At 57.7% G+C, this 15,294-nt stretch carries 9 protein-coding genes; 4 read left to right on the forward strand and 5 right to left on the reverse strand.

Annotation, left to right across the window (positions count from 1 at the left end):
• Positions 1-302: 302 nt before the first annotated feature.
• From QWI18_RS01575 to mrdA, 4 genes are all read right to left on the reverse strand, one after another.
• Complete coding sequence (locus QWI18_RS01575) at positions 303-1,631, reverse strand: hypothetical protein (RefSeq protein ID WP_369318010.1); 1,329 nt, start codon at positions 1,629-1,631, stop codon at positions 303-305.
• 543 nt (positions 1,632-2,174) lie between these two features.
• Positions 2,175-3,518: a hypothetical protein gene (locus QWI18_RS01580; RefSeq protein WP_296308935.1), complete on the reverse strand. Its 1,344-nt coding sequence runs from the start codon at positions 3,516-3,518 to the stop codon at positions 2,175-2,177.
• A gap of 322 nt (positions 3,519-3,840) precedes the next feature.
• Positions 3,841-5,562 (reverse strand): ubiquinone-dependent pyruvate dehydrogenase, encoded by a 1,722-nt coding sequence (gene poxB / locus QWI18_RS01585; protein WP_369318011.1) that lies wholly within the window; start codon positions 5,560-5,562, stop codon positions 3,841-3,843.
• 135 nt (positions 5,563-5,697) lie between these two features.
• Positions 5,698-7,632, reverse strand: coding sequence for a penicillin-binding protein 2 (mrdA, locus tag QWI18_RS01590; RefSeq protein WP_369318012.1), 1,935 nt, complete (start codon positions 7,630-7,632; stop codon positions 5,698-5,700).
• Positions 7,633-8,157: 525 nt separating this feature from the next.
• Between mrdA and QWI18_RS01595 the strand changes: the two genes are divergently transcribed.
• The 4 genes from QWI18_RS01595 (at position 8,158) to QWI18_RS01610 (ending at position 13,913) form a co-directional block, all read left to right on the forward strand.
• Positions 8,158-8,904, forward strand: a complete 747-nt coding sequence (locus QWI18_RS01595) for a gluconate 2-dehydrogenase subunit 3 family protein (RefSeq protein ID WP_065991626.1) — start codon at positions 8,158-8,160, stop codon at positions 8,902-8,904.
• Between the two features lie 6 nt (positions 8,905-8,910).
• A complete protein-coding gene (locus QWI18_RS01600; protein WP_369318013.1) occupies positions 8,911-10,674 on the forward strand; it encodes a GMC family oxidoreductase in 1,764 nt (587 codons plus the stop codon).
• Positions 10,671-11,897, forward strand: a complete 1,227-nt coding sequence (locus tag QWI18_RS01605) for a cytochrome c (protein ID WP_369318014.1) — start codon at positions 10,671-10,673, stop codon at positions 11,895-11,897. Before QWI18_RS01600 ends, QWI18_RS01605 begins: the two co-directional genes overlap by 4 nt.
• Before the next feature lie 885 nt (positions 11,898-12,782).
• Complete coding sequence (locus tag QWI18_RS01610) at positions 12,783-13,913, forward strand: SMP-30/gluconolactonase/LRE family protein (RefSeq protein ID WP_369318015.1); 1,131 nt, start codon at positions 12,783-12,785, stop codon at positions 13,911-13,913.
• A 102-nt stretch (positions 13,914-14,015) separates the two neighbouring features.
• Here QWI18_RS01610 and QWI18_RS01615 read toward each other — a convergent pair whose 3' ends face one another.
• The gene (locus QWI18_RS01615; RefSeq protein ID WP_369318016.1) at positions 14,016-14,483 is read right to left on the reverse strand and encodes a hypothetical protein; all 468 of its coding nucleotides are present in this window, start codon (positions 14,481-14,483) and stop codon (positions 14,016-14,018) included.
• Positions 14,484-15,294 lie beyond the last annotated feature (811 nt).

A 15,294-nucleotide genomic window follows, 5' to 3' on the forward strand; every position in this document is an offset into this window, starting at 1 on the left:
GCTACAGGATGTTACCAACATAACATCGGTTTTCGAGAGGCCACAACTATTATTTCAAGAAGATTTCAACCGCAGAAAAACCTGGCTCAGGGTGGTGCAGGCACGCGCATAAATGCCCTTTTACCGGGCAAAAATGGTTGGAAGATTGGGTGAATGGAAAGAGGAAATTTATACGCAGGGAGGGCGTTCAAAAGGTCCGTTGTTCAATCTCCGCGTACCCGTCCGCTCCAGCAGAATCATGGCTGAAGAGTGGTTGCTCACTCTCAGTGTCATTGCAGGAACGGACGTGCGCACAATTTGCTTCAGGCCATGTCTTCTCCGAAGATTCTGACGATCTCCGCCGTATTGATATCGACCTCGTCCGTGTCGTTTGTACGCAGGAGGATGTCTACGCCATTCTGGATTGCCATTCCGTCCACGCCGAGAAGCTTCGGGTAGCCCTGAGATCCGTTCGCGCCAAAACTTGCATCAAATTGTCCTGCGGAAGTCAACCTGATTACTCGCAGCACGGTGGGATCGATTACGCTCCTGCCAGCAACGACCGTGCGCCCCTTCACGTCCACGGCAAGGTTCGCCAGCGGCACCACCACATCGGTAAGAACGACCGGCATGCCCTGATTGAAATCAGGATCGCTGGAGCCATCCTTCAATAATCTGGCCACGGCGGCACACTGCCGTGGCTCGCCGAGGGAGAGTAACAACGTGGTACTTCCGTCGTCGGGTGATACGTGGATTTGAGTGATGTAGGAGTCCACCGTCGCGACAGAGTAGATAAGGGTCCCGCCAGTTCCATAGCCCCCATCCAACTTCCCATCGGAGCCGTATCGGCTTAAAACGCCGTTCCCGTAGCCATGTTCGGCGCCGACGAGCGTCATATCCCCGGCATTATCGATTCCGTAATCAGTCCAGGTTGGAGCGTCAACACCGGCGGGTGGAGAAATAACCAGCACGCCGTCGTCCCCATAACTCTTATCAGGACTCCCATCCGAGTTGACTTTGACCACAACGTACATTGCCTTTTTTGAAATACCAGCGATCAGTGGGCAGCTGAATAAAAATCCCCCTTGGGCTTGCCTGGTCGCCCGATAAGAGCGATAGGCCGGAGAGCGACGATCCCAGGCCGGGTTTTCAATTGGGTCTTGAACGAACGGGTAAATCTTGACCCCGCCTTCGCCAAAAGATTTGTCAGGCTCTCCCGACGCCTCAAGGCGGATGGCAGCGGGAAAATAGTTAAAGCTGGAAGCTCTGGCAGACACTGTTTCCCACGTCACACCCACACACGTTATGGTGTCAACGCCAGCGTCGTTCTTACCGAAGATCAGTCCCTGAACATCAAGGACCGCTCGTTTCGCTTCATCTACCGATGGCAGCGGCCATTGCCAAGTAGCTCGTCCAGAGCCAGTCGTATCGGTGTCTAACGCGCCATCCGCTGTATACCGGGAAATGGTACTTGCCGTAGTCCCTAGCACGCCCCCAAATCCAGTCGCATAAAATTTCTGATCAGCGCTCAGGGTTGGATCCGGTGCGAACGTACGGGCCACGTCTATTAAATATCCGGCGCCGGCGAAGTGTGTGTCAAGATCGCCCGCTTGGTGAGCGCGACTGGCTTGATTTGTGCGAGGGTTGCTCATGATATTCATCCTTGATTGCGTAAACGGAGAAACTCAAGAGTAATGAGCGTGAACACTATTTTCAAGCACGCGGCTAGTCGTCCATGATATTCATCACGGCGTTAATTCTGCAGAATTAACAGCAGGTTAGTGGCGGGAAATAGAATTGGAAATTAGGTCAATTTCCAATTGTTCTAACAGGCAAGGTGCTAACAGTCTAAAAGCCGGCCACCTTAAGCCAATTCGCGATAGCGGCCAGTGCTGGTAAACACTTCAGTCCCGCTTTGCCATGACGTGACCCGAATGAAAGGGGCTGATTCGTTAGGTGGCAGAATCAATAGGCTCCAAAAAATCTGTGGAGTTATATCGAATAACTATAAAAACGACGTACTGACTGGATTAAACCTGACCCCGTGCTGCAACGAACATTTACCTGTGTTGCAAAAGAGGCGCTGCGCATTGCACGCAGCGCCTGTCGTTGCTAGGAGTCAGTGCAGATTGATCTTGATCAGCTCCAGCAGTGACTGCACTGGGAGATGCAGAAATGGGCCTCCTGGGCATATTTCACGAGCTTGGATCTTCAGACGCCTCGCCGAACAATTTGGCGATTTCTCTAAATCCGGGTATCGCAGGGTCATCGGTTGTCGCGAGTATGTCTGCACCACTGATGATGACAACTTTTTGAAAGGGTTTGAGTGTGGAGTATTCCTTAGAGCCGCCCTCACCAAATTCATCGTCCAGAATGCCGCTGGGGGTGATTCGGACGGCACACGCGACCTGTGGCGTCATTGCGCTTTCTCCGGCCACGATAACCCGCCCTTTACTGTCCACCGCCAGACAAGGCTTGTTCGCTGTCAGGCTGGTCACTTTAAAGGGGGCGCCTTCGTTGAAGGTTTTATCGGCCTCCCCGTTATTCAACAGCCTTATAACGGCGGCATAGGGCTCTGGTGCAGACACCAGGGTCAGCACTGTAGCCTCCCCTGTTACAGAGACACAGACGTGAGTCAGTTGACAGGCGAAGGGCTCGGCACGGATGATTATTTTCCCCGCCTCCCCGTAACTTGAGTCTGACGCCCCCTCGGACGTATACCTCATTACAACGCCGGCGTCCTGTGCAGCCGTAACGCCGACTAACGTGATGCCGCCATCTGCCTGCATTGCATAATCATTCCACTGCAGTGCATCCTGATCAGACGCGGCGCTGATTATTTGCACACCGTTATCGCCGAATCCCTCACATGGCTCTCCCGTATGTTTTATCTTGACCAAAACATACGTATATTTCCCGGAGTCTATTTTTAACAAACCACAGCAAAATAAAACATGCGCGTCATCCCTTACAGTGCTCACGTAAGTACTGAAGGGAGAGGATGGAAGATGAGGCCAGCCAAGGTCCTGATCGGGCAGTGGTCCATCAGCTGGTTTTCGGAATACATACATCATGCCCCCATTTTTGCCAAATATCGGGTCAATGACCGGGTCCTTCTCCCAGTAGTCGACAACACGTACGGCAGCCGGGTAGTAATAGACACCGGAGCCCTCGCCGGTGACGACTGCCCTGGCAACCCCAACGCCTGTGACCGTCTCGACTCCGCCCCTGTTTCTACTGAAGATCAGACCTTGTATATCAATCACACCTTGCCTGGCCTCATCAAGCAGCGGTAAATCAATTGCACGGAAATTCTGGTCAGTGAATCCGGTTGGAAAATAACGGCGAATTTCGGAGGGTGCCACTCCGAAAGGCTGAATTGTTGTGGTGGCGTAAAATTTTTGAATTGAGCCTGCCATGAGATCGACTGCAAACGTTGTAGGCATCGATCTAAGCACCCCAAGTCCACCATTAATCTCCATGTCCCGATCCCCGGCAGCGTGCGCATCGGCGCTTGCTGAGATTTGTTCTTCGCGCATGATCATTGTCCCTAATGGCTCAATTGATTTAACAATAACTCAACCTTCAGCCTATTCGGCATTTACCCTTTATTCAACGGCATAACGCCATGGAGGCAATCGCGCAGGAGGACATTAAATAACAAGAAAAACAGTCAGTTGCAGAGGACAAAACCATTCGCTATCAAATCAATTTCCAAACAATCTAAACCACCACCATGTCGGAAGGGTTCGGTCTTCCCGGCGAGATGCTTTTCGCTCCCACACAGTGCGAATGGGTTAATTTATTATCCTGCTTATAAATCAAAGGGGCTGTGCATTGCACACAGCCCTTGACAACCTATCAGCGCAAATTGGTCTTCGCCAGTTCCAGCACCATGTCGGCCTTGCCGTTCATCACGGCCTTGAGCATGAACAGGCTGAAGCCTTTCGCCTGGGCCAGCTTGATCTTTGGCGGCATGCCCAGTTCCTGTTTCGCGGTCACGACATCCACCACCACAGGCCCCGGATGTTCAAAGGCTTTCTTCAGCGCGGCCGGCAAGTCTGCCGAGTCCTCCACGCGAATCCCCAGAATCCCTGCGCCGATCGCGATGTTGGCAAAATTGGTGCTGTCGAAATCAGTGTCATGGGGCACATAGCCGCCCGCCTGCATTTCCATCGCCACGAAGCCCAGCGAGCTGTTGTTGAACACCACCAGCTTGATCGGCAGGTTCAGTTGGCGGATCGACAGCAGGTCACCCATCAGCATCGACAAGCCGCCATCGCCGCAGAGCGCCACCACTTGCCGCTGCGGGAATGCCGCTTTCGCACCCAATGCCTGGGGCATCGCGTTGGCCATGGAGCCGTGGTTGAAGGAACCCAGCAGAGAGCGCTTGCCGTTCATGGTCAGGTAGCGCGCGGCCCACAGCGTCGGCGTGCCGACATCGACGGTGAAGATCGCGTCCGGGTCGGCGTAGGCGTCAACCAGGCGTGTGAGGTATTGCGGGTGAATCGGCTCGCCGTGGCCCGACGGCGTGGCCAGTTCGTCGAGTTCTTCGCGGGACTTGGCGTAGTGATCCAGTGCCTTGTCGAGGAACTTGCGGTCCGTGTGGGCCTTGAGACGGGGCAACACGGCATCGAGGGTTTCACCGATATCCCCCGCGAGGCCGAGGGCGACCGGCACGCGACGGCCAATGGCGGTCGGGTCGATGTCGATCTGAATGACCTTGGCTTTTTCCGGGTAGAAATTGCGGTACGGCAAGCTGCTGCCGAGGATCACCAGCGTGTCGCAGGCCATCATCGCGTGGTAGCCGGAGCTGAAGCCGATCAAGCCGGTCATGCCCACGTCGAAGGGGTTGGCGTATTCGATGTACTGCTTGCCGCGCAGGGCGTGAACCACTGGCGCGGAGAGTTTCTCGGCCAGCGCAACCACCTGATCGTGGGCCTCGGCACAGCCGGCGCCGGCGAGAATGGTCACGGCTTTGGACGTGTCCAGCATGTCCACCAGGCGTTGCAGATCAGCTTCTGCCGGGATGAGCCGCGCAGGCGCGTGATCGACCCACACAGGTTTGATGTCCGGGGCCGCGCTCAGGGCGACGTCGCCGGAGATGACAATCACCGCCACGCCGCGCTGGCTGATGGCCGCGCGCATGGCCCGCTCCAGCACCCGCGGGAACTGCTCGGGGGTGCTGACGGTTTCAACGAAGTGGCTGCACTCCTTGAACAGGTCGGTGGGGTGGGTTTCCTGGAAGTAATTCAGGCCGATCTCGGAGGACGGAATCTGCGCCGCAATGGCGAGGACCGGCACACCGCTGCGGTGGCAGTCATACAGGCCGTTGATCAAGTGCAGGTTGCCCGGGCCGCAACTGCCCGCACACACCGCCAGCTTGCCGGTGGACGCTGCTTCCGCCCCTGCCGCGAACGCCGCGACTTCTTCGTGACGGGTGTGCATCCACTTGATCTTGCCCAGGCGCTGGAGACTGTCGGTCAGGCCGTTCAGGCTGTCGCCGCTGACGCCCCAGATCTTCGAGACGCCGGCTGCGGCGAGGGTTTGGGCGAGGTAGTCGGCGATGGTTCTGCTGGACATGGGGCAAGTTCCTTGTCGAGTCGAATGAGCGCGCGAGGCCGGAACAGACCTCACGCGTGGTCTCAAATCGACCTGTCACGCCGGGCACAGTTCAGTGCATCTTGGGGAAACGCACCCGTCCGCAAGCGCCGGATGTCACACCGGCGGCTGGCCCGCCGCTTTGCTCGGCGCGGCGATCTGCACTTTCGGATTGACCGGCGTTGCGCTTGGCGTGGCGTATTGCTGCTTCAGGTGGCCGTCCGGATCCAGCAACCAGGCATCCAGAATTTCCCGCACCACGGGACCGGCCACACGACCGCCCGCCTCGCCGTTCTCGATCATCACCGCCACGACAATCTTCGGATTGGCGGCCGGCGCAAAACCGACGAACAACGCGTTGTCCCGGTGCCGTTCCAGGGTCTTGTTGCGGTTGTAGCGTTCGCCCTGCTTGATCGCCACCACTTGCGCGGTACCGCTTTTGCCGGCGATGCGGTATTGCGCACCTTGCGCCGCCGCACGGGCAATGCCGCGCGGGTCGTGCATGACCGCTTGCATGCCATTGTTGACCTGATCCCACTCGTGGGGATCACGCAGGACGATGTTCGGCATCGGGTGCTCGTCCACCGGCGGCGAACCGCCGATTTCCCTGGCCAGGTGCGGACGGTGCCAGATACCTTTGCTGGCGATCAGCGTGGTCGCCTGGGCCAGCTGCAGCGGCGTCACTTGCATGTAGCCCTGGCCGATGCCGAGGATCACGGTTTCGCCCGGGAACCAGGCCTGACGCCGGGTGATGCGCTTCCATTCTTTGGAGGGCATGAGGCCCGCCGACTCTTCGAACATGTCGAGGGAAACCTTCTGGCCGATGCCGAACATGGTCAGGTAATCGTGCATGCGGTCGATGCCCAGCTTGTGCGCCAGGTCATAAAAATAGGTGTCGTTGGAGCGCATGATTGCCGCGTTCAAATCCACCCAGCCATCGCCGCTGTGGTTCCAGTTGCGGTATTTGTGATCGAAGTCCGGCAGCTGGAAGTAACCCGGATCGAAGACCCGGGTCGATGGCGTGATGACCCCGCTGTCCAGGCCGGCGATCGCTACTTCCGGTTTGATCGTTGAACCCGGGGCGTACAGGCCTCGCAGCACGCGGTTGAACAGCGGCCGGTCGACCGAATCCCGCAGCGCCGAATACTCCTTGAAGCTGATCCCGGTGACGAACAGGTTCGGGTCGAAACTCGGCTTGCTGACCATCGCCAGCACCTCGCCAGTGGCCGGATCAATCGCCACCACCGAACCGCGACGATCCCCCAGCGCGTGTTCCGCCGCCTCCTGCAGCTTGATGTCCAGGCTCAGGGTGATGTTTTTGCCGGCCACTGGATCGGTGTGCTTTAGCACGCGCAACACCCGACCCTGGGCGTTGGTTTCCACTTCTTCGTAGCCGACATGGCCGTGCAGCTCGCTTTCGTAGAAGCGCTCGACGCCGGTCTTGCCGATGGACTGGGTGCCCCGGTACTCGACCTGATCGAGCTGGGTCGCCTCTTTCTCGTTGATCCGCCCGACGTAGCCGATGGAATGCGCGAAATGCTCCGCCAGCGGGTAGTGGCGAACGAACTGCGCCTCGACGTCCAGCCCCGGCAGGCGGAACTGATTGACGGCCAACAGGGCGATCTGCTCTTCGGTCAGCTCATACAACAGCGTCACCGGCACGAAGCGGTGGGGCGAGTTTTTCATCGCCTTGTCGAAGATGATCCGGTCCTCGTCGGGCAGGTTGAGGATCAGCATCAGTTCGTCGATCACCGCATGCCAGTCCCCTGCGCGCTCGCGGGTCATGGTCAGGTTGAAGCTGGGGCGGTTGTCGGCGAGGATCACGCCGTTACGGTCGAAGATCAGCCCGCGCTCCGGCGGAATCGGCAGCACGTGGACGCGGTTGTTTTCGGAGATGGTCGAGTGGTAGGCGAATTCGGTGACTTGCAGGAAGTACATGCGGCACACCAGCGCCACGCTGAGCATGGCCACGAAAACGGCGCAGGCGATCAAGCGTTTGTTGACCAGCCGGGTTTCCTTCTCGTGGTCTTTTAAAGGTATTGGATCGGGCATTTCTGCAGCTACTCGGTGAATATATAAACGGCACAGTCAGCAACCCGCAGGGACAGGCGGGACGCAAATGGCGTGCACGATACCAAGAAGTGGCCCTGGCAAAGGACTTGGCTTGATGAAGATTCTGTCAGGTTGGTGCCGACGTCAGCCCTGAACGGCTGTACCCGTGGGCTGCTTCGGCGGGAGGACACGCCCCGCCTGATCTGACCCATTGTTACCCGATTGCAGATCGACTGTTACGCAATCGGTAAGAGTCATTTACCGATTTCATCAGCCGCAACACGGCGTAACACATCTATCATGGCAGCTGGCGTGAAAAGATGCGGATCAGTTACGGCATTTCCCCGCTTAGCGTGCGCCATTCGCGCGCAGGCGTGCCAGAGACCCAATGTCACACCCCGCCAAGAGCCACTTGCCGTGCACATCGTATGCGCGGCAATACCCGTGATAAAGAACGCAGAGCACAGCCCCGGCACGGACCATTCCCCAATGGCCTGTGGGGGCGTGGTTTTGCAGGAGCCCTGAATGACAGAACAATCCAAAGGCCTCACCCGCCGCCAGTTGCTGAAAGGTTCAGCCACGACGCTGGCCGTCGGTGCAGCTGCCACGGCCCAGGCCGCCACCGTCGTCGGTGTGCCGCAGTGGGTGCCCTTCGACCACAACGGACCGATGCACTACGACACCCCCGGCTGGCAATTCTTCACCGACGCCGAAGCCCTCGCGGTGGAAGCCATTGTCGCCCGACTGATCCCCGCCGATGACCTCAGCGTCAGCGGCAAGGACGCCGGTTGCGCGGTGTTCATCGACCGCCAACTGGCCGGCGAGTACGGCACCTTCAGCCGTCTGTACATGCAGGGCCCCTTCGTTCAGGGCACGCCGATGCAAGGTGACCAGTCGGAACTGGTGCCGCGCCAGCGCTACCGTCTCGGCCTCGCCGGCCTGGAAGGCTACTGCCAGAAGCAGTTTCAGAAAAGCTTCAGCGCGCTGAACGCCGAACAGCAGGACAAGGTCCTGACCGGTCTGGACAAAGCCGAAATCACGCTGGACGGCATCGACGCCAAATTGTTCTTCCAGCAGGTGCTCGGCAACACCATGGAAGGCTTCTTCGCCGACCCGGTCTACGGCGGCAACCGCGACATGGTGTCGTGGAAAATGATCGGTTTCCCCGGTGCCCGCTACGACTACCGCGAGTACATCGGCCTGCACAACCAGAAGCTCAATCTGGTGCCGCTCTCCATCATCGGCAGTTCCGCCTGGACCAAGAAGGGTTAATTCGACATGGCCAAAAAACTACCTTCCACGGACGTCGTGGTAGTCGGGCTCGGCTGGGCCGGATCCATCATCGCCAATGAACTGGCCGATGAAAACCTGAAGATCATCGGCTTCGAACGCGGCCCATGGCGCGATACTGCGGCGGACTTCAACGTTGCCTCGGCGGCGGATGAACTGCGCTATAACCGCCGTCAGGACCTGATGGTGAGGACCCGGCAAAACACCACGACCATTCGTAACAGCGTGACCGAGACAGCGCTACCCATGCGCAGTTGGGGCTCGTTTCACCCGGGCAACGGCACCGGCGGCGCCGGCAATCACTGGGCCGGCATCAGCTTTCGTTTCCAGCCCCACGAATTCCGGCTGCACAGCCACCTGAGCGAGCGTTACGGCAAAGAGTTGTCGCCTGAACTGACCCTGCAGGATTGGGGCACTGACTGGGACGAAATGGAGCCCTTCTACGCCAAGTTCGATCGCCTGGCGGGCATCTCCGGCAAGGCCGGCAACATCAAAGGTGTAATCCAGGAAGGCGGCAATACTTTCGAAGGGCCGCGCTCCGAGGAATACCCGAACCCGCCGACGGCACAGACCTACGCGCCGACGCTGTTCGCCGAAGCCGCGAGAAACCTCGGCTACAAGCCCTTTCCGGTGCCGTCCGCCTTGCAATCACGGCCCTATGTGAACTCCCTCGGCGTGGCGATGGGTGCCTGCACCTTCTGCGGTTTCTGCACCAACTACGGCTGCGCCAACTACTCCAAGGCCAGCGCCATCACTACCGTACTGCCGGTCCTGGTGCGCAAGCCGAACTTCACCGCGATGACCAACTGTGAAGTGCTGCGCGTGACCATGGACAGCAGCGGCAAACGCGCCACCGGCATCGTCTACATGGATGCCAACGGCGAAGAGTGGGAGCAGCCTGCCGAACTGGTAGTGATCAGCGCCTTCATCTTCGAAAACGTGCGCCTGATGCTGCTCTCCGGCGTCGGCCAGCCCTACGACCCGGTGACCAACACCGGCACCACGGGCCGCAACTACGCCTACCAGACCGCCAACAGCGTGCGCATGTTCTTCGATGACAAGAACTTCAACCCGTTTATCGGTGGCGGCGCCATCGGCATGGGCATCGACGAATTCAACAACGATAACTTCGACCACTCGGGTCTGGGCTTCGTCGGCGGCGGCAGCACCCGCGTGACCCCGATCGGCGCCGCGCCCATCGACTCGCGCCCTCTGCCGCCCGGCACCCCGGCCTGGGGTTCGGAATGGAAGAAAGCCACGGTGAAGAACTACGCCGCGACCATGTCCATCGGTTGTGAAGCGAGCAGCTACGCAACGCGAACCAACTACCTGTCGCTGGACCCGACCTACAAAGATCCGCTGGGTCGCCCGCTGCTGCGCATCACCTTCGACTTCCCGGAGAACGACCGGAAGATGGCTGCGTACGTCACCGGCAAGGTCGGCGAGATCGCCAAGAGCATGAACCCGCGGCAGATGGTGCCCAGCTCCCAGCAAGGGCACTGGAACAGCGCGCCGTATCAGTCGTCGCACATCGTCGGCGGTTTCATCATGGGCGCCGATCCGAAGAACAGCTCGGTGAACAAACACCTGCAAGTGTGGGGCGTGCCGAACCTGTTCGTGGTCGGCTCCTCCGCTTTCCCGCAGAACCCGGGCTACAACCCGACCGGCACCGTCGCGGCGCTGGCTTTCAAAGCGGCGGATGCCATCCGCACCCGCTACCTCAAGCGTCCAGGGGAGATGATGAGCGTATGAAAACTCTTCTGACGGTCTGCGCAGGCGTTATCGGCCTGTCTGTTTCCCTGGCCCATGCCGCAACCGGCGCCGATTCCTACAACATCGTGGAAAAGGGCCGCTACCTGACCACTCTGGGCGACTGCACGGCGTGCCACACCATCCCGGGCAAGCCGCTGTTTTCCGGTGGCGTGATCCTTGATACGCCGTTTGGCAAGCTGGCCGGCGCCAACATCACCCCGGACCCGGCCACCGGCATCGGCCGCTGGAGTTTCGAGGATTTCCAGAACGCCATGTCCAAGGGCCACGGGCTGGACGGCAAGCGCTTGTACGGCGCCATGCCGTTCACCGCGTACACCAAGGTGCTCCGTGAGGACAACCTGGCGATCTTCGCGTACCTGAAGACGGTGGATCCGGTGGAGAACAAGGTGGAAACCAACCAGTTGCCCTTCCCTTTCAACGTGCGCACCAGCCTGATCGGCTGGAACCTGATCAACTTCAAGGAAGGCGAATTCAAGGCCGATCCGCAGAAGTCCGAGCAGTGGAACCGCGGCGCGTATCTGGTGGAAGGCCTTGGGCACTGCGGCACGTGCCATACGCCAAAGAACCTGATTGGCGGTGACAAGTACGCTCAGTTCCTCACCGGCGCCAATTTGCAGAACTGGGTCGCGCCGAACATCACCTCCACTGGCCACGATGGCATTGGTGCGTGGAGCGAGGCGGACATCGTCAAGTACCTGAAAACCGGTGCAAACCGTTTCGACATTGCGTCCGGGCCGATGGCCGAGGAAGTCGAGCATTCTTCGCAGCACTGGAAGGATGAGGATTTGCTGGCGGTGGCGGTGTACTTGAAGGATGGCGCCAAGCCGGTCGAGGCCGCCACGCCGGTTTCGGCAAGCGATGCGGCGATGGTGGCGGGCAAGGCGATTTATGCGGATCGCTGTTCGGCGTGTCATACGCCGACGGGTGAAGGCGCGGCCAATCTGTTCCCGAAACTGGCGATGGCGCCGTTGGTGAACAGCGACGATCCGTCGTCGTTGATTCGTGTGGTGCTGGCGGGCAGTCGTGCGGGTGCGACGGATGCTGCGCCGACGGCTCCGGCGATGCCGGCGTTTGGCTGGAATCTGTCGGATGAGAATGTCGCGGATGTGCTGACGTATGTGCGTAATACGTGGGGCAATGCGGCGCCGGCGGTCTCGGCTTCGGAGGTGAAGGATGTGCGCGAGGGGTTGAGGGCGAAGTAGGTTTTTCGTTTGCCTTACGTTGGAGATCAAGATCAAGGGCGTCTGCCTAGGGGCAGACGTTTCGCCTTCGGCGAGTTACTTGGAAAAGCACCCCAAGTAACCAAGGGTGCTTGCTCTCGGCTGGGCCCCTCCTTCGTCGGGGTTCCTTCACTCCGGTCTCGCTCCGTGGGCCCGCCGCCATCCGCCATCCATGGCGGGGGGCGGCTGGCGTTTAGGGGACTGATTTATTTACAGCGCTTCACCGTAAATTAATCTGTCCCCGGGGTGCTCGGTGTTGCTGAGAGGGCGGTCAGGGGACTGATTTATTTATAGCGCTTCACCGTAAATTAATCTGTCCCCGGGGTGTTAGGTGTTGCTGAGAGGGCGGTCAGGGGACTGATTTATTTATAGCGCTTCACCGTAAATTAATCTGTCCCCGGGGTGTTAGGTGTTGCTGAGAAGTCTGCCTAAGGGCAGACGTTTCGCCTTCGGCGAGTTACTTGATAAAGCCCCAAGTAACCAAGGGCTTGTGCTCCTGGTTGGGCCCGACTTCGTCGGGTTCCTTCACTCCGGTCCCGCTCCGTGGGCCCGCGCCGAGCGGCTCGGCCCACTCCGCGAAACCTGCGTTCAGCCTGCACCCAAGTCGCGATTCGTGTCGTCTGGACTTCCTGTGTACGAATATCAAAAGCGCGTTTAAGCAGATCAAAGGCTTCGCGGCTAAAGCCGACCCCACTGGCTGCACGCGATGCTTTTAGTGGGACCGGCTTTAGCCGGGAAGAGGCCCGTTTGGGCAGCGATGTCTTCGAAGGGTGAACGGGATAACCCACCCATCATTCACTTGTACGATGTCTTATCACGAGGTATTACTAGATCCCCGTAAAAAAATAATAGAACGGAGATCGCTACATGGACTCATCCCTGTCCGCCTTGCCCGAACACGCTGAAACCGCTGAACGCTCAAGCGGCAACACGCGCCGCAGCTTCCTGAAAAAATCCCTCGCCGTTTCCGCCACACTAGCCGCCGTCGGCAGCGCCGCTCTACCCCGCCTAGGGTCTGCTGCAGAACCCCTGAGCCAGCGTTACCCGGACCCGCTCATTCACATTCTCGACGACAGCTTTCTCGACCTGCGCGTCTTCAACGCCAGCGTGGAAAAACTCGCCACCGGCATGCGTTGGGCCGAAGGCCCGGTCTGGGTCGGCGATGGTCGCTATCTGCTGGTCAGCGACATCCCCAACAACCGCATCATGCGCTGGGATGAAATTACCGACACCTTCACGGTGTACCGCGAGCATTCCAACTTCTCAAACGGCATGTGCCGCGATCGCCAGGGCCGTCTCATCGTCTGCGAAGGTTCCACCACCACCAGCGAAGGTCGGCGCATCACCCGCACGGAATACAACGGCACCATCACCATACTGGCCGACAGCTTCGACGGCAAACCTTTCAACTCCCCCAACGACATCGCCTGCAAAAGCGACGGCTCGATCTGGTTCAGCGACCCGCCCTTCCAGACCAGCAACAACTACGAAGGCCACAAAATCACCCCGACCCAGCCCCACGCCGTCTACCGCATCGACGGTGAGAGCAAGAAAGTCACACGAGTGATCGACGACCTCGCCGGTCCCAACGGCCTGTGCTTCTCCCCTGACGAAAAAACCCTGTACGTCGTCGAAGGCCGCGCCAAACCCAACCGCCTGATTTGGGCAATCGCGATCAAGGACGACGGCACACTGGGCGAACGCCGCAAACACATCGAAGGCCTGGACTACGCCGCCATCGACGGTATCAAGTGCGACGAAGCGGGAAACCTGTGGTGCGGCTGGGGTGGGAATGGCGACCCGAAGGCCGACCTGGAAAAACTCGACGGCGTGCGGGTATTCAATCCCCAGGGCAAGGCTATTGGGCACATCTCGTTGCCTGAGCGCTGCCCCAATCTTTGCTTCGGCGGACGCGAAGGGAATCGGTTGTTTATGGCGAGCAGTCACTCGATTTATTCGCTGTTTGTGAATACGCGTGGGACTGGGTTTGCGGTGTAGAGGTATTCACGTGTTGTGACGACGGCCAAGCGGCCGTCGACATTTGCGTTCCGAATGCTGCGCGGCGAGGTTGAAGGGGGTTATCCCCTTTAATCCTTTTATTTAAGTCAGTTCGTATTTTCTGACACGAAACTCAAAAGGTTTTTCATTGTAACTTTCAATGTAGTCGATAGTGATTTCCGCACTAAGGTCAACACTTATTAGTCTGACTTCATCGCTTTGATATTTATTAAATTCGAATTCCATATTTAAAATAAGACCACGAACAGTATATGCACCGCAATATCGCCAATCCTCGTCAATCAGCAGATAATAATCGTCACCAACTGCTTTTAATAAGAAATGCTTCAGATATTCATCCAGAACGGAAAATTCAGCATTTTCCAAAGATATTTCTTCATTTTTTACCAACTTATTAATTATATTATCTGTCTCAGTCAAGCTCAAAAAATGTCTTTCTTCCGGGTCGATACCGAGAAAAGATTTAAGCTTTTTTTTATAGCTTTCACGCAGACTGTTGCCATGAGCCTTCCTGTACAGCAATTCTCTTTTATAAGGATCAATATTCATTGGCAGCATCCTTCAACATAGAAAGCTTTCCCTTTTTCATTTGGGCACTGAGCCCGACCTTATAGCTCATCTTCGGACTTCCAAGTTATCAACTTTCACATACCGATCTTGCAAGTGCGGTTTTCTGAGAATTCAAGGGATCCGTCTCTTTTAGCTCGGTCGAGCCGACTTCTTCCGCGAATTCAGAGAGTTAAAGGGGTCCGTCCCCTTCAACTTGCTTCTACCTGAGAGTAATCTATGGTTTGCGCACTCACCTATCACCCCCCCAACGGGGTGCAAAAGCTCACGTATAAACGTCACAAACTCCTGCCTCACCGTTGGAAGAACTCTCTTCAGAGTTATGAAATATAAATAAAGAGGTGTCGGATCACCGGAATCCTCAGCTGCCCATTGTTTTCCGTCCCTGAAACAGAAGATCACGCAGCGAGCAAAAATCGATAATTCTAATTCCTGCGTGCCTCGTGTTCGCTCCATAGCGCAGAGCTTCGAGACTTGAGCTTTCACGATACTATCGTCCACATCCAACTTCACACGACCGACTGAATCCCTCAGAAAAAAAACAAGTTCTAAACGTCTTTCTTCAGAAATCGACCTTATTCTTCCGTCATTCAGCAGTTCCAATAAGAATCTCGCGTACTGGCGCCTTAGCTGGTCGAACGACACCCCCCGAGCTACTAGTTGCGCTTCAAGTTCCTCTATTTCGAGCACTTCTTGATGTTCAATCATCTAAGATCCCGTCCCTCACCCCAAGCCGATTCATAACATGTAAACAGGAGTCGCAAAATGGCAATGGCTTACCATCGTTTCTAAC

Source organism: Pseudomonas sp. W2Oct36, from assembly GCF_041060465.1.
Taxonomy (GTDB): domain Bacteria; phylum Pseudomonadota; class Gammaproteobacteria; order Pseudomonadales; family Pseudomonadaceae; genus Aquipseudomonas; species Aquipseudomonas graminis_B.